We start from the raw sequence: 17,813 nt of genomic DNA on the forward strand, positions 1-17,813 counted from the left end.
CGTTGCCATCGACTTTGGGCCATCGGACGCCTAAATGTGCGTGACAAACCACGGAGGTCCGATGCACACGCCCCTATTCGACGCCCGCGATGCAGCCGCCGGTGACACTCTTGGCGACCTGCCCGAATGGAACCTCGACGATCTCTACACAGGGCCGGATGCGCCTGAGATTGCACGCGACATGGATTGGCTGCGCGCCGAATGCCAGGCATTTGCCGCAGATTTCGAAGGCAAGCTCGGCACGCTCGATGCCGCGGGTCTGCTCGGCGCAATCCGGCGCTACGAGAAGATCCAGACAGTTTCGGGCCGCATCATGAGCTATGCGGGCCTGCGCTATTATCAAAATACGACCGATGCGAACCGTGCCAAGTTCTTTGGGGACAAGCAGGGCGAGATAACGGATATCTCTACGCCCCTGGTCTTCTTTTCACTCGAACTGAACCGTATTGACGATGGAGCGCTCGACGCGCGGCTGGCAGAAGATGACGAACTCGCGCGCTACAAGCCGGTAATTGATCGCATCCGCGCCATGAAACCCTACCAGCTCTCGGACGAGCTGGAAAAGTTTCTCCATGACCAATCCGTCGTCGGCGCAGCTGCCTGGAACCGGCTCTTTGACGAGACGATGGCGGGGCTGACCTTCGACGTTGATGGCGAAATCCTCACGCTCGAGGCGACGCTGAACCTTCTGACCGAGCAGGATCGCGCAAGGCGTCAGGCCGGGGCCGAGGCGCTTGCAGGCGTTTTCAAAGAGAACCTCCCGCTGTTTGCGCGCATCACCAATACGCTGGCGAAGGAAAAGGAAATCGAGGACCGCTGGCGCAAGCTACCGACCCCTCAAACCGCTCGCCATCTCTCGAACGATGTTGAACCCGAGGTCGTCGAGGCACTGCGCAACGCGGTGGTCAGCGCGTATCCGAAGCTCTCGCATCGCTACTATGCCCTGAAAGCCAAATGGCTGGGACTGGAGCAACTCGAAGTCTGGGATCGCAATGCGCCGCTGCCGATGGAGGACGATCGCAAGATCGGCTGGACCGAGGCGCGCGAAACCGTGCTTGGGGCCTATTCGGGCTTTGATCCGAAGATGGCCGAGATTGCCGAGCCGTTTTTCGAGAAAGGCTGGATCGACGCCCCGGTAAAGCCCGGCAAGGCTCCGGGCGCTTTTGCGCATCCCACCGTAACCGAGGTGCATCCCTACGTGATGCTTAACTATCTCGGCAAACCGCGCGATGTGATGACACTTGCTCATGAACTGGGGCATGGCGTTCACCAGGTTCTCGCGGCTGAACAGGGCGAGTTGCTCTCCTCTACGCCACTTACGTTGGCTGAGACTGCAAGCGTTTTCGGGGAGATGCTGACCTTCCGCCGGTTGCTGGATGCCGCCCCCGACCAGAAGACCCGCAAGGTTCTGCTCGCCGGCAAGGTCGAGGACATGATCAACACGGTCGTGCGTCAGATCGCCTTCTATGATTTCGAATGCAAGCTTCATGCAGCGCGCCGCGAGGGCGAACTGACGCCAGATGATATCAATGAGATCTGGATGAGCATCCAGGCCGAAAGCCTTGGTCCGGTATTCAACTTCATGGAAGGCTACGAGACCTTCTGGACGTATATCCCGCATTTCATCCATTCGCCGTTCTACGTTTATGCCTATGCGTTCGGCGATGGGCTGGTGAATGCACTTTACGCCGTCTACCAGGACGGTGACCCAGCCTTCGCGGAGAAGTATTGCGAGATGCTGAAGGCCGGCGGCTCGAAGCATCACAAGGAGCTTCTGGCGCCCTTCGGGCTCGATGCATCCGACCCCAAATTCTGGGATAAGGGGCTCGACCTCATTTCCTCTATGATCGACGAGCTCGAGGCGATGGAAGGGTGAGCCTTGCGAAAAGCGTGAGCTCGCCGATGACTTGGGAAGAGCGGATCGAGAGCTATGCGCGGGAAACGAGATACCCGCGCAGCCTTTTCGTGGCCGAGGATGGCCGCGTCGTCGGCACGTGGATCATGGGCAACAACTACCGGGTGAAATCCGAGTACTACGGAGGTTACCCGGCAGGCTATCTTCGCCGGATAAAAGCGCTTTTTCCGGATAAACAGCGGGTATTGCACCTCTTCAGCGGGCGGGTCGATACGGAGCTCTTCCCCGGCGACACGGTCGACATTAACCCGGACCTGAAGCCCACTTACCTCGACGATGCCCAGAGCCTCGAAGGCGTGCCGCTTGGACAGTATGACCTCGTCCTCGCGGATCCGCCCTACAGCGTCGAGGATTGCGATCACTACGGCACAAGCATGGTGAGCCGGAACAAGGTCATGCGCGCATTGTCCCGTGTGAGGCCGGGAACCCACGTGGTTTGGCTCGACCAGGTGCTGCCGATGTATCGCAAGGACACATTCGACATTGAAGCGGTGATCGGCATGTGGAAATCCACCAATCACCGCTTCAGGGGCATCACGATCTTCTGCCGCCGCACGGACTGAGCCTTATGCCGGCGCGGTCGGCTCTACCAAGCCCTTTTCTGACTCTGGTGCATCCAGCGGTGTGTAGATGCCTTGGTATTGCCGTTTGCTCCATTCGCGCGCGGCTTGGATCGCAACGTAGAGTACCGGGATAAGGATCAGTCCGAGGGTGGTTGCGGCCAGCATGCCACCAAAAACCGCAACTCCGATCGAGCTTTGGCTCGCAGCACCCGCACCAGATGCGATTACGAGCGGGAAAACTCCGAGCAGGAAGGAAAGTGCTGTCATGAGCACAGCTCTGAACCGGAGACGAGCGGCGGTGAGTGCGGCATCGTAGATCGAGGCACCCTTGGCGCGCGTCTCCATGGCGAACTCCACCACGAGAATGGCATTCTTCGCGCCCATACCGACCAACATGATCATTCCGATCTGGGTGTAGAGATTCGCATCCTTGCCTGCGACCCAGACCGCGCAATAGGCGCCGAAAATGGCGACAATGACCGTAAGGAGGATTGCGATGGGCATCGTCCAGCTTTCGTACTGCGCCACGAGAAACAGGTAGGCGAAGATAACCGCTAGCCCGAGGATGAGCGCGACGAGTCCGCCGGCCTCCTGTTCCTGCACCGCAGACCCCGTCCATTCGAAAGCGTAACCAGGGGGAAGCGCGTCGGATGCAACCTCCTCTAGTGCCGCGATGGCCGATCCGGTGGAATAGCCCGGCGCCGGATTGGCGGTCACGCTGGCGGCACGGAACATGTTGAACCGGTTGAGGCTCATCGGTCCAAGAATGTTATCGACCGTGACCAATGTGCTCATCGGTACCATTTCGCCACCATTCGAGCGGACATAGAGCTTGCCAATGTCATCCACCGTGTCGCGGTAGCCGCTGTCGGCCTGCATCATCACCTTGTAGACCCGACCGAACATGTTGAAGTCGTTGACGTAGTAGGAGCCCAGATACGCTTGCAAGGTGCCGAAGACCTCGGAGACATTCACATCGAGCGTCTTGGCCTTCTCGCGATCGAGATCGACGAAGAGCTGCGGAACGTTGGCCCGGAAGGTGGAATAGGCCAGCGCAATTTCGGGGCGCTGATTGGCGGCGTAGACCATGCTACCGATGGCCGAGGCAAGATCCTGAGGAGAGCCGCCACCCGTCTGCTGAATTTTCATCTCGACACCACCCGCACTGCCCAACCCAGCGATGGGCGGCGGGTTGAAGGCGATAATCGAAGCTGACGGGATGGTATTGAACATGCCCTGAATCTTTGCGAGCAGCGCCTGCGCGGAAAGCTCGGGCTCGGTGCGTTCGGACCATGGCGTAAGCGTTATCGCCATGAAGGCCGCGTTCGACGACGCACCTCCGTTCAGCATCGAGAAGCCGTCGACGGTCACGAGATGGGCAATACCCGGCACCTCTTCGAGCATGGCCTCCATCTCGCGACTCACCGCTTCGGTACGATTGAGTGAAGCGCCCTCGGGGAGTTGCACATCGACCATAAGAAAGCCCTGATCCTCGTCGGGCAGAAAACCCGAGGGCACCACTCCGGAAAGGCCTCCAATCCCGGCAACTACAAGCGCGATTGCGACGAGGCCGAAGACCGCCTTCCGCGCAAGAGCCGCGACAATTGCGGCATATCCGTCCCTCGCGACCCCGATCGTGCGCTCGAATCCCGCGAGCAGTCCCTTGGGCGGCCCCTGGCGCGGCTTCAGAATGAGCGCGCAAAGCGCGGGAGAAAGGGTCAGCGCATTGATCGACGAAATGATGACGGCTCCGGAGATCGTAATGGCGAACTGGCTATAAAGCCGGCCAGTGATCCCCGGCATGATCGTGACCGGCACAAAAACAGCAAGAAGCACAAGGGTCGTCGCTATGACCGGGGCCGTGATTTCTCGCATGGCAAGCCGGGTCGCATCCCGCGGCGAAAGACCTTCTGCGATGTGATGCTCGACGTTTTCCACCACGATAATCGCGTCATCCACCACAATACCGATGGCGAGCACGAGCGCGAAGAGCGTCACCGTGTTCAGTGACATGCCCAATGCAAACATGATCGCGAAGGCACCGATAAGTGAGACTGGAATCGCGACCATGGGAACGATGGTGGCACGCAAGTTCCCCAGGAAGATGAAAACAACCGAAATCACCAAGACGAAGGCAATCAGAAGTGTCTCGATCACGTCGTCTAGCGAACTCTCGACGAATGCTGTGGTGTTGAAGGGCACTTCATAGTCCACCCCCTGGGGGAAGCGTGCCTTTAAACGGTCCAACTCCGCCAGCACACCTTCAGAGACGTCGAGTGCGTTCGCACCGGGAGCCTGATAGACAGCCATTACCGTCGCGCTTTCGCGGTCGTAACGTCCGGCGAAGCTGTAAACCTGAGAACCCAGCTCCACGCGCGCTACATCTCCAACCGTGACAATCGCGCCATCTTCACCGGTGCGCAGAACGATTTGCTCAAACTCGGCTGGGTCAGACAGGCGGCCTTTGGCCTTCACGGTATACTGAAATTGCTGATCGGCGGCGGCTGGTGGTGCACCGATCTGGCCGGCCGGCACGATGGCATTCTGATCGGAGATCGCATTGGCGAAATCGGTAGGTGTCATGCCAAGGCTGGCCAGCCTGTCAGGATCGAGCCAGATGCGCATTCCGTAGGAGAAGTCAGTCATCACATCGACGCGGCCGACCCCGGTGACCCGGCTCAATGCGTCGCGCAAATTGATCGAGGCGAAGTTCGACAGGAACACCTCGTCATAGCCTTCGTCCTCGGAGAAGACCGTCACCAGCATGAGCATGTTGGTGCTCGATTTCTGTGTCGAGACACCGTTCTGGTTCACCTCGGCCGGCAATTGGTTGACCGCCTGGCTTACACGGTTCTGGGTATTTACCGTTGCAAGGTCAGGATCCGTGCCGACAGCGAAGGTCACATCGAGGCTGTAGGACCCGCTGTCCGCACTGGTGGATGACATATAGAGCATGTCATCCACCCCGTTGACCTGGGCTTCGATCGGGGCGGCGACGGTTTCTTCGAGTGTCTCCGCGCTCGCGCCGGTGAAACTGGCGGAAACCCGCACGACGGGCGGGGTGATCTGCGGAAACTGTTCGACGGGAAGCACAATGTAAGCGATCCCACCGATGAGTGAGATCACGATGGAGATTACCAGTGCGAATTTCGGGCGGTCGATAAAGGTAGACGAAATCATCGCCTCAGCCCTCCGTTCCGCCGGCCACCACCGCGTTCACCGGAACGCCCGGCCGAACACGCTGAAGCCCCTCCGTGATAACGCTTTCGCCTTCCTGCAGACCACTGCGGAGTATGAAATCCGTACCGTCGGTCGGCCCTATTTCGACATAGCGCTGTTCGACAGTTCCTTCGCTGCCCACGACAAGCACAAAGCTGCCGCGCTGGTCTCGCTGCACCGCAGCCTGCGGCACGACGAGGCGGGATACTGGAGCTTCCTGTTCGACCTCGACGGCAACGTAGATCCCGGGAGCAAGGAGGTTGTCCGCGTTGTCAAACCGCGCGCGCACCGTGATCGTACCGGTTTGTGGATCGACCGTATTGTTGACAAAGATGATCTTACCGATCTCGCCATAGGCATTCCCGTTGGGCAGGATGAGTTTGATGGGCGTGCTCTCCGGGCCGTCATGGGTACCGAGCGTCTCGGTGCCGATATGCTGCAAGATATCGAGGTATGTGCTCTCGCTAAGGGAAAAGCTGACCTCGATCGGGCTAAGGCTCACGAGTCGAGTAAGTGTCACACCTGGTCCGACGGTATCGCCTTCACTTACCTGAATCTCGCCAATGCGGCCCGAGAAGGGCGCATGAATCTTTGTGTAGTCTAGGTTGAGCTGGGCAAGCGATATCTGTGCGTTTGCGGCTTCCAGGCTCGCCTTTGTGGCGTCGCGCTGCGCCAGTGAGGCGTCGTATTGGGCCTGAGCGACGGTGTTTGACTGCAGAAGCTTGGTATTTCGTTCCAGTTCGATTTCCGCCAGCGCGAGTTCTGCTTCCTGTTGCGCCGCAGCCGCTTGTGCCGCCGTCAGGTCAGCCTCGAACTCTTCAGGCTCGATCTCGAACAGGAGATCTCCCTGCTTGACCCAGGAGCCATCCGTTACTGCCGGCGCCTTGAGAAAACCCTGAACACGCGGCACGAGATCGATGGAATCAACCGCTCTCACACGGCCGACGAAACTGAAGACGCTGGTAATCTCACGGGAGGAAATTCCGGCCACGGTAACACTGGGGGCCGCTGCCGCTCCTCCGCCCTCAGCGTCACTCTGCTCGTCATCACACCCTGCGATGGCCGTGAGCGCGAACAACAGGAGGAAGGGTCGCACCCAAGTCACATTCAAAGCGCGAAGAAGCATGGCAATTACATCCCAATGTAGTGAAGAGGCCCTGTTCGGTCCTCGACAAACGATGTCAGTTGCCGGGCCGCAATCCGTGCAAACGCGGCCCACGCAGATATCTGTTGCCCTCAGTCGAGCTGGTAACCCGGCGTCGAACGCGAGATCTCTACTTCCTCGTCGTTCATGTCCGCACCAAAAGGCTCGAAGAGCGGAGTCGAAAGATAGCGTTCTCCAGTGTCAGGCAACATGGCGAGGATGACCGAACCTGGCGCGGCCCTCTCTGCGATCTGCATCGCAATTGCAAAGGTCGAACCGCCAGAGACGCCTGTAAAAATGCCCTCCTTCGCGGCAAGTTCGCGCGCCCATTTCATGCCGTCCGGCCCCGAAACGGGGATAAGTTCATCGTAGTAGTTTCCGTCAATGGCTTCTTGAAGCACATGAGGGATAAAGTCGGGCGTCCATCCTTGGATCGGATGGGGTTCGAAGGATGGGTGGCTCTCGGCCGGGCCGTGGTCCTCCGTGCGCTTCTGCGGTGTTCCTGAGCCGACAAGCTGCGCGTTGGCAGGCTCCGAAAGAATGATCCTGGCTTCGGGCCATGTTTTCTTCAGAACGCGGCCTACGCCGGCGACTGTGCCACCCGTTCCATAGCCCGTAATGAAATAGTCGAGCTTCTGACCGGCGAAATCGGCCAGGATCTCCCGGGCTGTGGTGTTTTCATGAATTTCGGCATTGGCGTCGGTTTCGAACTGACGCGCGAGAAACCACCCGTTCTTCTCAGCCAATTCCTTGGCTTTCATGTACATACCGGTGCCCTTCTGGCCCTTTGGTGTCAGGATGACCTTCGCTCCGAGGTAGCGCATGACCTGGCGACGCTCGACCGAAAAGCTTTCGGCCATGGTCACCACGAGTGGATACCCCTTTGCGGCACACACCATGGCGAGACCAATACCGGTGTTTCCTGATGTCGCCTCTACGACCGTCTGACCGGGTTTGAGGGATCCGTCGCGCTCGGCCGCCTCAATAATGTTGAGTGCCAGCCTATCTTTCACCGAAGAGGCCGGATTGAAGAACTCGCATTTGACGTAGATTGTCACGCCATCGGGAGCGAGACGGTTGATGCGGACGCATGGCGTGTTCCCTACGGTCTCGATAATGCTGTCAAAGGTCTGCCCGAGCCCCTCGGTCTGACGCACTTTGCCGCTCGATCCAACTGCTGAAGCCATTTTCTCCCCCCTTCCAGATTTCACCCCAGAGGACCCGAATTTGCGGGCCTTTCACTCTGCAGCTTCAGGTCTAAACCTATAACCGGACCACGGCTACGGCCAAACCGTTTTGCCGAAAATGAGGGTTTCCTGTGTGTGTCGGCCATCTACAAGATGGGGCCGCACATCGCGATGCACGACCCCAAAAGTCAGTCAAGAAATGAGCAGCATCAACGGCTGAGGTTCAGTGCAACGAACCGCGGCGCTCCATCGCGACGAACAAGAAGAAGAATCGAGTTTCGGCCTGCCGCTTCGGCCGCTTCAATCCGCTTGTTCATGTCTTGAGGGCTTCGAACGCTTTCTTGGCCGACCTCCGCGATCACATCGCCTTCGCGCATACCCTTCGAATAGGCGTCGGAACTGCTTTCCACTTCGAGAACAAGGAGGCCGCGGACGTCTGCATCAAGACCATACTGATCACGCAGATTGTCATCGAGTTCGGAAACGGACATGCCGAGAATTGCGCTTTCCTCAGGCTGGCCAGCATCATCCGGGCTGTCAACGGTGGCAGCCGCCAATGTCGGCTCATCCTCAAGCAGCCCGATCTTCACGGAAAGCGTTTCTTCCTTTCCATTGCGGAGCACGACGACATCGACCTCTTTCCCCACCTGAGTATCGGCCACGATCCTGACAAGTTCGCGAGTATCGTCGATCACCTCGCCATCGAACTCAAGGATCACGTCGCCCGTCTGCATGCCCCCCTGACGCGCAGGCCCTTCGGGCACATCCGTGACCATTGCACCATCGGTGGAATTGCGTCCAAGGGCTTCGGCCATGTCCGGGTCCACGTTCTGGATACGAACTCCGAGCCAACCGCGGCGCGTCTCGCCAAAATTGCGAAGCTGCATCACCACGCGCTCGACAACAGCCGAAGACATGGCAAAACCGATACCGATCGAACCGCCATTCGGGCTCAGGATCGCGGTATTCACCCCGATCACGTCGCCATCCATGTTGAAGAGCGGGCCTCCAGAATTGCCGCGGTTGATCGCCGCGTCGGTCTGGATGAAATCATCGTAGTTGCCCTGTAGGGTGCGGTTGCGAGCAGAGACAATGCCGGCAGAAACCGAAAACCCCTGCCCGAGCGGATTGCCGATGGCCAGAACCCATTCCCCGACCCGCGCGGCATCCGAGTCACCGAATGTCACGAAGGGAAGCGGGTCCTCGCGCTCGACCTTCAAAAGTGCGAGATCGGTTCTCGGGTCACGGCCGACAATATTTGCGTCTAGCATCTCACCGGAGAAAAGCTCAACGCTAATTTCATCGGCGGATTCTATGACATGATTATTCGTGACGATGTAGCCGTCCTCGGAAATGAGAAAGCCGGAACCAAGCGCGCTTGAGCGGCGCTGACGTCGAGGCTCACCATTCTGCTGACGGTCCAGGAAGTCCCGAAAGAGATCCTCGAAAGGGGAGCCTTCGGGAACGATCGGCCGCATTCCGTCTGCCTGCGCGACATTGGTTGTTGTGGTGATATTGACCACGGAAGGACTGAGAGTTTCGGCAAGATCGGCAAAACTCTCCGGCAGGGGACCGCGTGCCCAAGACGGAGATGAACCTGCGAAGACCAACAGACAGGCTACCGTGATCAACACCCCGAGGAAGCCTGTTGCCAAGCCCTTCGAACTTCGTGAGCCGACCTCGGTGATCGCAGCTCGTGCAGCCGAACGTGCCAAATGATGCCCTCCTCTCGGTGCGATTGCGGATCTCATTCAGAGACAGTCACCAATCGTAGCGCCGATTTTGACAACTGTCTCCCGAGATCTGATAACACGCTATCACACGCCCGTGCGCATCGTTGTCGATTGAAGCCCGAAGCCTTCAACCAAACCGCGATCAACGGGTCAGGCCGCCTGAAGGACGCCCCTTACGAGCTTCTCGTAGGCTGAAGCTATATCTCGGGTCAGCGCACCTACCTCGAATGTGTAGTCACCGATTTGCCCCACAGGTGTGACTTCTGCCGCCGTGCCAGTCAGCCAGCACTGCTCGAAGCCTTCCATTTCGGCCGGGTCAATGTGACGTTCGATGACTTTGACACCACGCTCCTTAAGAAGGTCGATTACTGTCCGGCGGGTGATGCCATCGAGGAAGCAATCAGGCTTGGGCGTATGCACTTCCCCATCTTTCACGAAGAACACGTTGGCTCCGGTAGCCTCGGCGACGTAGCCGCGGTAGTCCATCATCAGCGCGTCGGAGCAGCCCTTGGCCTCCGCGGCATGCTTTGACATCGTGCAGATCATGTAGAGACCGCTAGCCTTAGCCTTTGAGGGGATTGTCTCCGGGCTAGGTCGTTTCCACTTGGAGATGTCGAGCTTAGCGCCGTTCATCTTCGCATCGCCGTAGTATGCACCCCATTCCCACACGGCAATCGAGGTGCAGACCGGATTGCGCGCGGATGCCACACCCATATCCGGGCCCGACCCCCGGAAGATGAGTGCACGGACATAGGCATCCTGCAATCCGCTCCGCTCGAGTGCTTCGCTCTTCGCCGCCTCGAGCTCATCGACGCTGTAGGGGCGCGGTATGTCGAGCAGATCGCACGAGGTGAGCAGGCGCTCGCTGTGTTCCCGGCTCTTGAAGATCTTCCCCGAATAGGCGCGCTCGCCCTCGAAAACCGCACTTGCATAATGAAGCGCGTGGGTCAGCACATGTACCTTTGCCTCGCGCCACGGCACGAACGTGCCATCCATCCAGATGACTCCATCCCGATCGTCATATGCGCCAGACATGCTGAACTCCAAGTTTGTCAGATATTACCGAATCCCCGCGGGTTGCGACAGCTTATTTCGCCGCAGGTGTGCTTGGCTATCATTTGAGTCTTGGAATGTCAACATGACTGACATAAACTGCGTGAACTTCCGAATATGGAGCGACTTTGTGCCCGAGCGCGGCTTTCCGACAAACTTCTCCCGCAGCGATCAGCTTCTTTTCTTGACGGACGAGCAGCTCCGCCAGGGAATTGAGTTGATGTATTTCGCCTATCGCAGCTTTACGGCCGATCCGGATCGGATACTCGCAAAACGGCACTATGGGCGAGCGCATCACCGAGCGATCCATTTTATCAACAGAGCTCCGGGCCTGACCGTAAATGAGCTTCTGGCCACGCTTGGTGTCACCAAACAGAGCCTCAATCGCGTACTACGGCAACTCGTTGAAGACGGCTTGGTCGAGAGCAGAGTGGGGGCTGAAGATCGGCGTCAGCGACTGCTCTACCTCACCGAGCAAGGCAAGGCGCTCGAGACCGAACTCTCCGCGGCCCAACGCCAGCGAATGCGAACTGCCTTCTCGAATGCCGGACCCGAGGCGGTAGTTGGATTTCGGAAGGTTCTGGAGCAAATGGTAGACGCTCATCTCCGGGAAAGGGTTCTTACTCCTGTCGAGAACAACCGGTCATGAGTGGTAGCGAACAGTCGCATATTCTGGTCGTGGATGACGATGCACGCATTCGCACCTTGCTGCAGAAGTTCCTGGCGCGAAGTGGCTTTCTGGTTACACCTGCTCGAGATGCAGCCCATGCGCGTGTTCTTCTTGAGGGATTGGAATTTGATTTGATCGTCCTCGACGTCATGATGCCGGGAGAGGACGGTCTTTCCCTCACCACCTCGCTGAGGGCGACGATGACAACTCCGATCTTGCTACTGACTGCGCGGGGTGAAGCGGACGATCGTATCAAGGGGCTTGAGGCAGGTGCAGATGACTACCTCCCAAAGCCATTCGAGCCGCGTGAACTTCTGCTTCGAATCAACGCGATCCTTCGTCGCGTGCCTGCGGTCCCAACAAAGGCGGAGCCACCCAAGACAATCCATCTCGGGGACTACCGCTACGATCTTTCGCGAGGAGAACTCTGGCGGGGCAAGGAACTCATTCGGCTGACTTCCACCGAAGCGCTTCTGATGCGGATATTCGCCCAGCGCGCACATGAACCGGTCAGCCGGATCGAGCTCGTAGAAGAACTGGGGGGCGGCGTCGCGGAAGCCCAGGAACGCGCGGTGGATGTGCAGATTACCCGGCTTCGGCGAAAGCTCGAAGCCGATCCAAAAGCGCCGCGCTACCTACAGACAGTGCGCGGCGCGGGCTATATGCTCGCTCCCGACTGAGCTTGATCGGCCTGATCGAAGCGATCAGTTCCGATCATTGTCCTCATCTTCGCTGTCTTCGCCACGGGGATCCGTCGGGAAAGAAAACAGGCTCTCCGCGTCATGGGCCGCCTCTTCCGCGCTCTTGGTATCTTCCTCTTCGTTCGAATCGCCCGCGAGAGTGAAGTTTTCGAGTCCGGCCATGTTGGCGGGAATGCGCGGCTCAACGTCCATCGAGAGTGACTGCTCGGTCGAAACCAGCTTCATCCGCTCGTCGTTTGACATCACGGTACCCTCCGCTTCCGCTTTCTTCACGGCCTTCGCCACGGCAGCATCAAGCTCGCCCTGCCGGCACATGCCCAGCGCAACCGGATCAACAGGAGAGATATTCGCGATGTTCCAGTGAGTACGATTGCGAATCGACTCGATCGTCGGCTTGGTGGTTCCGACAAGTTTGGAAATCTGGCCATCCGATAGTTCCGGATGGAACTTCACCAGCCAGGCGATGGCCGCCGGCCTGTCTTGCCTCTTGGAGAGCGGCGTGTAGCGCGGCCCCTTACGCTTCATCTCACCGTCAGCGGCCGGATTGTGCATAAGCTGCAGCTTGGCGCGCGGGTTCTCTTCGCAGCGCTTGATCTCGGCGACCGTCAGCTGGCTGTTCGCGATCGGGTCGAAACCCTTGATCCCCTGCGCGACTTCCCCATCCGCAATGCCATTCACCTCAAGCTCGTGCAGCCCGCAGAAATCCGCGATCTGCTTGAAGGACAGTGTCGTGTTGTCGACCAGCCAGACGGCGGTCGCCTTTTGCATCAATGGTAGCGCCATGGCTCGGCTCCCTTCGTCATGCCAAAGTCCGTCCCAGTCCGAAAACTCGGTTGCGCGGCTGCGCGGGAGACGGTTTTCGTGGGAGAATGGCGAGCATATAGGGAAGATCGGGGCGATAATAAAGTATTTTGTTGGCTGGCATGACACCCACCCAAGATGCTCTTGGTCTCAAACTGCAAAAATCGCTGCTCGCAGGCTCCCAGCGATTGGCACTTATGTCCGGGTCAGAAAATGGACGATCGTATCGCCATAGCGGCGGATGTCCTGCATCGCAAAGCCGTCCGGTGGCGAGACATCACGGCCCTCCTCCCACACGACGACTGCATTAGCGGCGATCCAGTTTCCCTGCAATGCGGCGCCAAGGGCCTTCTCGCCCAAGCCCTTATTGTAGGGCGGGTCAAGAAAGACGAGATCGTATCCCACGCCTTCGTTCAGCCCGGGCCGGAGCGCATCACACGACAGTACCTGCGTCGTCCTTGTTGCGGAGAGGGTTTCGATGTTCTGCTTGAGGAGTTTCAGAGCAGGCCGACCGCTTTCGAAGAAAGTGACGGTATCCGCCCCCCGAGACAGAGCTTCGAGACCCAATGCCCCTGTGCCGGCAAAGAGATCCAGCACGCGTGCACCTTCTGGAATCTCCCGGTCGAGAAAGGCAGCATGCGCGAGTAGATTGAAAATGCTCTCTCGCACTCTGTCAGATGTTGGGCGCAGACGGGCTTTGGCGTCTCCCGCGCCTATCGCGGCAAGCGCGCGTCCCCGGTGCACACCACCAATGATCCGCATCAGGTTCGCCTCCAAGTGCCGCTATCTGCCAGTATCATACTCGCAACCCGTTGTGGCAATTCCCGAAGGCCCTCTTATAAGGTGCCAAAGACTGCCTGCAACATGAGAGGGACACGCGACAATGGCGATCGAAGTAGGGGACAGACTACCCGAGAGTACCTTCCTGGTCTTCGGTTCGGAGGGCCCCAAGGAAGTGCCTTCCGGCGATGTTTTTTCGGGCCGGAAGGTCGTGGTCTTTGCAGTGCCTGGTGCCTACACGCCCACTTGCACTAAAGAGCATGTGCCAAGTTTCGTCAAAGCGGCTGAAGCCCTTTCGGGCAAAGGCGTTGACGAGATCGTCTGTATTTCTGTCAACGATCCGTTCGTGATGTCAGAATGGGGCGAATCGACTGGCGCGACCTCCGCAGGAATCCGTATGCTGGCTGACCCAAAGGGTGATTTCACCTCTGCAATTGGCCTTGCATTCGATGCGCCGCCCGCAGGTCTCTTTGGCCGGTCCAAACGCTATTCGATGCTTGTTGAGGACACCGTGGTTTCGAAACTGAACATTGAGCCGGCCACAGCTTGCACAATCAGCGGCGGCGAAACCATTCTAGAGCAGATCTGAGGCATTCAGAGACTATCGGAGCGTGGCTTTCAGGTGGCGCTCCGACCCGAAATGCCGTTCAAGCGACAGCCTGCTGTTTTGTGTCTCCCAACATGCGGGCAACCCGTGCCAATACGGCATTGCGGAAGGCCTGATCGGTGAGGGTGAGGCCTGGAACAGACGCCCAATCGCGCGCTGCCCGAACGGCGTCCGTTCCGAATCTGGACAAAAGCCGAGTCGCCTCATCCTGGATCCGGCGCCCATAGGCAATTCTTTCTGACATAGCTGAATTCATGATCCTGCCCCCGTTCTCCAGGTGAGATCATGCCTTTTCATCAAATTTGAAACAAGATTTTCACGCTGATGGGGTTAATTGCCCCCCTGCAAGCTGTGGCGAAAGCGCAAAGAATCTGGGCGAACCTGACATGCGCGAAGTCCAAAGGTTAGCGCTCCACCGTTGTTGCTAACTTGCTGGTAACCAAGCGGGCCTACTTCTCATTTGATATAACGAGGTGAGGAGTGTCTCGAGTTGTTGCCCCGCCTGGCCTTCGGGCTTTGCACAATGATCGCGTTCCTTTCCGCCGCGCCATCCCTGGCGGAAGGCGCAGCAGACGACGAGCGCAATGCACAGCTCTGTGAACGGGCAATCGTCAATGGTGCCCGTCGCGGGGGTGTTCCCCCGGAAGTCCTCTATGCCATTTCACTGACGGAAACCGGACGAATGACAGGCGGCCGCCTTCGCCCTTGGCCGTGGGCAATCAACCGCGAGGGGAAGGGGCATTGGTTCAAAAATCGCGAAGAAGCCGTGGCTTTCGGCAAGCAAAGCCTTGCGGATGGCCGAAAGAGCTTCGATGTGGGTTGCGTCCAGATCAACTATCGCTGGCATGGCCATGCCTTCCCAAGCCTCGACGACATGTTTGACCCGGAGTGGACGGCGACCTATGCGGCGCAGTTCCTTCGCACGCTCTACGAGGAGCGGGGCAACTGGTCCGAAGCCGCAGGCGCATATCATTCCCTGACGCCGCAGTATTCCTCAATCTACCGGAAGAGGTTCGATCGAATCCTCGCTGGCATAGACTCGACCTTTCTGCTCGAGAGCGCGAACACGCGATTCGCGGCCGGGGCGCCAAGCAGTGGTCGGGTGGGACCACCACGCGCGGGCACGCGGATGACTCTAGAGCAGCGTCAGGAAACCGCGCGAGCAACATTCGAGGAACGCAGGCGCGCACTCGGTCCCCCACCCGAACCCGCGCCGGGTGGCATTGCCGGCACAATCTTTCTTCCAGCGACCGGCTCTCTGCTCAATGAGGGCCGGTCTTCGCTCCTGACCGAAGGCAAGCCGCTCCTGACGGCCCCACGCGGCAGCCTGTATTGACGCAGCGAGACTCATGCCCAAGAACCTGACTATCGCAGATCTCTTTCAACCCACCATCCTGCTGTCGATGGCCCTGATGGCCGTCATCGTGATGATGGTCCTGCCGATGCCGTCTTGGGTGCTTGACCTTGGACTCGCGGGCTCCTTCGGTCTGGCAATCCTCATCTTCACGATCACGCTCTTCATTCAGCGACCTCTGGACTTTTCCGCCTTCCCGACGGTGCTACTCGCGAGCCTGATGCTGAGGCTTTCGCTGAATGTCTCATCAACCAAGCTCATCATTGGCGAGGGCCATACGGGCACATCCGCTGCAGGCAATGTCATCGAGGGCTTCTCGATGTTCGTCATGGGTGGCTCGGTCTTTCTGGGCCTTGTGGTGTTCTGCGTTCTAATGATCGTGAACTTCATCGTCATCACCAAGGGCGCGGGCCGCATGGCCGAAGTGGGGGCTCGTTTTGCCCTCGACGGAATGCCCGGCAAGCAACTTGCGATCGACAGCGATATGGCCGCGGGTGCCATCAGTCACAAAGAGGCCGCCGAACGTCGACGTATTGAACAGGAAGAAACTACGTTCTTCGGCTCTCTAGACGGTGCGTCGAAATTTGTGAAGGGCGATGCGATTGCGGGGCTGCTCATCACGCTCCTGAACCTCGTCATGGGGCTCGCCATGGGCGTGCTGGTTCACGGGATGCCGATTGGCAAAGCCTTTCAGACCTACTCGATCCTGACTGTCGGCGACGGTCTGGTGAGCCAGATTCCTTCGGTCATCATCTCCATCGCCACTGCCATGCTGCTCTCGAAGGGGGGTGTCGTGGGTTCCACCGACAGCGCCCTGATGCGCCAGTTGGGTGGTTTCCCAAAGGCACTCGGGACGGTCGCAGTGCTGATGGCATTTTTTGCCTTCATCCCCGGCATGCCCTTCGTTCCCTTCGTAGCCGGGGCCGCCTGTCTTGCCGGCGCCGCGGTTCTGTCCAAGTTGGGCAAAGACAAGGATGAAGCAAAGGCCCTTGCAATCCAGCAGGAGGAAACGAAGAAGCCCTCTTCCCGCAAGTCGCTCGGCGACCTTCTGGATGTTGACGAGATTCACATGGAGTTTGCTCCTGATCTCGTGCCTGTCGTCATGGATGAGGTTTCCGGTCTGGATGCGCGCATCATGAACATGCGGAATCATATTGCGACCGAATTCGGACTCATCATGCCCGAGATCCGCCTGACCGATAACCCGGCCCTTGAGCAGGGCTTCTATGTGATCCGAATACAAGGGGTCGAGACAGCACGCGCCCAGATTGAAACCCGCAAGGTTCTCGTTTTGCTGCCCGATGAGAATGCCGAGGCTCCCGATGGCCGACTGGTTGCAGAACCGGTCTATGGTGCACCGGCACGCTGGATCGACCCGGCCAAGCAGGAAGAAGCCGCGCTCATGGGGCTCTCAGTCGTTAACCCCACGGAGGTGGTGGCCACACATCTTCTGGAAATCGTCAAGTCGAGTTTCGGCCGCCTCTTCAACCGTCGGGCAATGCGCAGGCTTCTCGACGAGTTCACGTCCTTGTCCGATCCGAAGAGGGCGGAGACCAACAAGAAGATGCTCGATGAGTTCGTTCCGGACAAGTTCCCGGTTGACACCCTTCAAGCCGTTCTGCGGCTCTTGCTCGAAGAACGTGTCTCCATCCGCAATCTGCCGCTGATATTCGAGGCCATCGGAGAGGTCTACTCTCCTCAGGTGAGCCCGGAAGCCATCTGCGAGCATGTGCGTCACCGACTTGGCTTCCAGCTCATCGCAGACATGCGGGAGGCCGATGGAGCGCTGCCTCTGATCCAGCTGAACCCGACCTGGGAAGAGCTTTTCCAGCGCTACCAGCTCCCCGAGGGATCCGGCGTCGTTGATGTTGCGCTGCCTCCCGCCGAATTCAACAAGCTCGCCAACTCGATTGCGGAGAAGATCGCCAATGCCGGTGGGCAGGGCCGCTACCCGGCTGTCGTGACCTCTACAAAGCGCCGTCGTTTCCTCCATACGGTTCTGAGCGCAAAGGGCATTCGCAACCCGGTGTTCTCATTCGAAGAGATAGGCACTTCAGCTCGACCTGCCGTGCTGGGACTGGCCTGA

Annotated in this window: 14 protein-coding genes; 7 read left to right on the top strand and 7 right to left on the bottom strand. The window is 58.7% G+C overall.

The window, feature by feature from the left end; genetic code table 11:
• Positions 1 to 61 precede the first annotated feature (61 nt).
• The gene (locus tag ACP15W_RS15580) at positions 62 to 1,876 is read left to right on the top strand and encodes a M3 family oligoendopeptidase (RefSeq protein WP_424933842.1); all 1,815 of its coding nucleotides are present in this window, start codon (positions 62 to 64) and stop codon (positions 1,874 to 1,876) included.
• A 26-nt stretch (positions 1,877 to 1,902) separates the two neighbouring features.
• A complete protein-coding gene (locus ACP15W_RS15585) occupies positions 1,903 to 2,478 on the top strand; it encodes a hypothetical protein (protein ID WP_424933843.1) in 576 nt (191 codons plus the stop codon).
• A 3-nt stretch (positions 2,479 to 2,481) separates the two neighbouring features.
• Here the strand turns inward: ACP15W_RS15585 and ACP15W_RS15590 are convergent, their stop codons facing one another.
• From ACP15W_RS15590 to ACP15W_RS15610, 5 genes are all read right to left on the bottom strand, one after another.
• Complete coding sequence (locus tag ACP15W_RS15590) at positions 2,482 to 5,658, bottom strand: efflux RND transporter permease subunit (RefSeq protein ID WP_424933844.1); 3,177 nt, start codon at positions 5,656 to 5,658, stop codon at positions 2,482 to 2,484.
• A gap of 4 nt (positions 5,659 to 5,662) precedes the next feature.
• Positions 5,663 to 6,823 carry an efflux RND transporter periplasmic adaptor subunit gene (locus ACP15W_RS15595; protein ID WP_424933845.1) on the bottom strand — a complete coding sequence of 387 codons (1,161 nt, stop codon included), beginning with the start codon at positions 6,821 to 6,823 and terminating at the stop codon, positions 5,663 to 5,665.
• 110 nt (positions 6,824 to 6,933) lie between these two features.
• Positions 6,934 to 8,028: a cysteine synthase A gene (gene cysK / locus ACP15W_RS15600; RefSeq protein WP_424933846.1), complete on the bottom strand. Its 1,095-nt coding sequence runs from the start codon at positions 8,026 to 8,028 to the stop codon at positions 6,934 to 6,936.
• A 209-nt stretch (positions 8,029 to 8,237) separates the two neighbouring features.
• Positions 8,238 to 9,683: a Do family serine endopeptidase gene (locus ACP15W_RS15605; protein ID WP_424934051.1), complete on the bottom strand. Its 1,446-nt coding sequence runs from the start codon at positions 9,681 to 9,683 to the stop codon at positions 8,238 to 8,240.
• 228 nt (positions 9,684 to 9,911) lie between these two features.
• On the bottom strand, positions 9,912 to 10,796 hold the full coding sequence (locus ACP15W_RS15610; protein WP_424933847.1) for a branched-chain amino acid aminotransferase: 885 nt from the start codon (positions 10,794 to 10,796) through the stop codon (positions 9,912 to 9,914).
• 103 nt (positions 10,797 to 10,899) lie between these two features.
• Between ACP15W_RS15610 and ACP15W_RS15615 the strand changes: the two genes are divergently transcribed.
• Together ACP15W_RS15615 and ACP15W_RS15620 are read left to right on the top strand one after the other, a co-directional pair.
• The gene (locus tag ACP15W_RS15615) at positions 10,900 to 11,463 is read left to right on the top strand and encodes a MarR family winged helix-turn-helix transcriptional regulator (protein ID WP_424933848.1); all 564 of its coding nucleotides are present in this window, start codon (positions 10,900 to 10,902) and stop codon (positions 11,461 to 11,463) included.
• A complete protein-coding gene (locus ACP15W_RS15620) occupies positions 11,460 to 12,164 on the top strand; it encodes a response regulator (RefSeq protein ID WP_424933849.1) in 705 nt (234 codons plus the stop codon). The genes ACP15W_RS15615 and ACP15W_RS15620 overlap by 4 nt, the downstream gene beginning before the upstream one ends.
• Positions 12,165 to 12,188: 24 nt before the next feature.
• Here ACP15W_RS15620 and ACP15W_RS15625 read toward each other — a convergent pair whose 3' ends face one another.
• Positions 12,189 to 12,968 carry a DUF1013 domain-containing protein gene (locus ACP15W_RS15625; protein WP_424933850.1) on the bottom strand — a complete coding sequence of 260 codons (780 nt, stop codon included), beginning with the start codon at positions 12,966 to 12,968 and terminating at the stop codon, positions 12,189 to 12,191.
• A gap of 213 nt (positions 12,969 to 13,181) precedes the next feature.
• Positions 13,182 to 13,763 carry a 16S rRNA (guanine(966)-N(2))-methyltransferase RsmD gene (gene rsmD, locus ACP15W_RS15630; protein ID WP_424933851.1) on the bottom strand — a complete coding sequence of 194 codons (582 nt, stop codon included), beginning with the start codon at positions 13,761 to 13,763 and terminating at the stop codon, positions 13,182 to 13,184.
• A gap of 106 nt (positions 13,764 to 13,869) precedes the next feature.
• Between rsmD and ACP15W_RS15635 the strand changes: the two genes are divergently transcribed.
• From ACP15W_RS15635 to flhA, 3 genes are all read left to right on the top strand, one after another.
• Positions 13,870 to 14,355: a peroxiredoxin gene (locus tag ACP15W_RS15635; RefSeq protein ID WP_424933852.1), complete on the top strand. Its 486-nt coding sequence runs from the start codon at positions 13,870 to 13,872 to the stop codon at positions 14,353 to 14,355.
• Between the two features lie 541 nt (positions 14,356 to 14,896).
• The gene (locus tag ACP15W_RS15640) at positions 14,897 to 15,709 is read left to right on the top strand and encodes a lytic transglycosylase domain-containing protein (protein WP_424933853.1); all 813 of its coding nucleotides are present in this window, start codon (positions 14,897 to 14,899) and stop codon (positions 15,707 to 15,709) included.
• Positions 15,710 to 15,722: 13 nt separating this feature from the next.
• Positions 15,723 to 17,813: a flagellar biosynthesis protein FlhA gene (flhA, locus tag ACP15W_RS15645; RefSeq protein ID WP_424933854.1), complete on the top strand. Its 2,091-nt coding sequence runs from the start codon at positions 15,723 to 15,725 to the stop codon at positions 17,811 to 17,813.

The sequence above is a fragment of the Amaricoccus macauensis genome (assembly GCF_049800915.1).
Classification (GTDB): domain Bacteria; phylum Pseudomonadota; class Alphaproteobacteria; order Rhodobacterales; family Rhodobacteraceae; genus Amaricoccus; species Amaricoccus macauensis_A.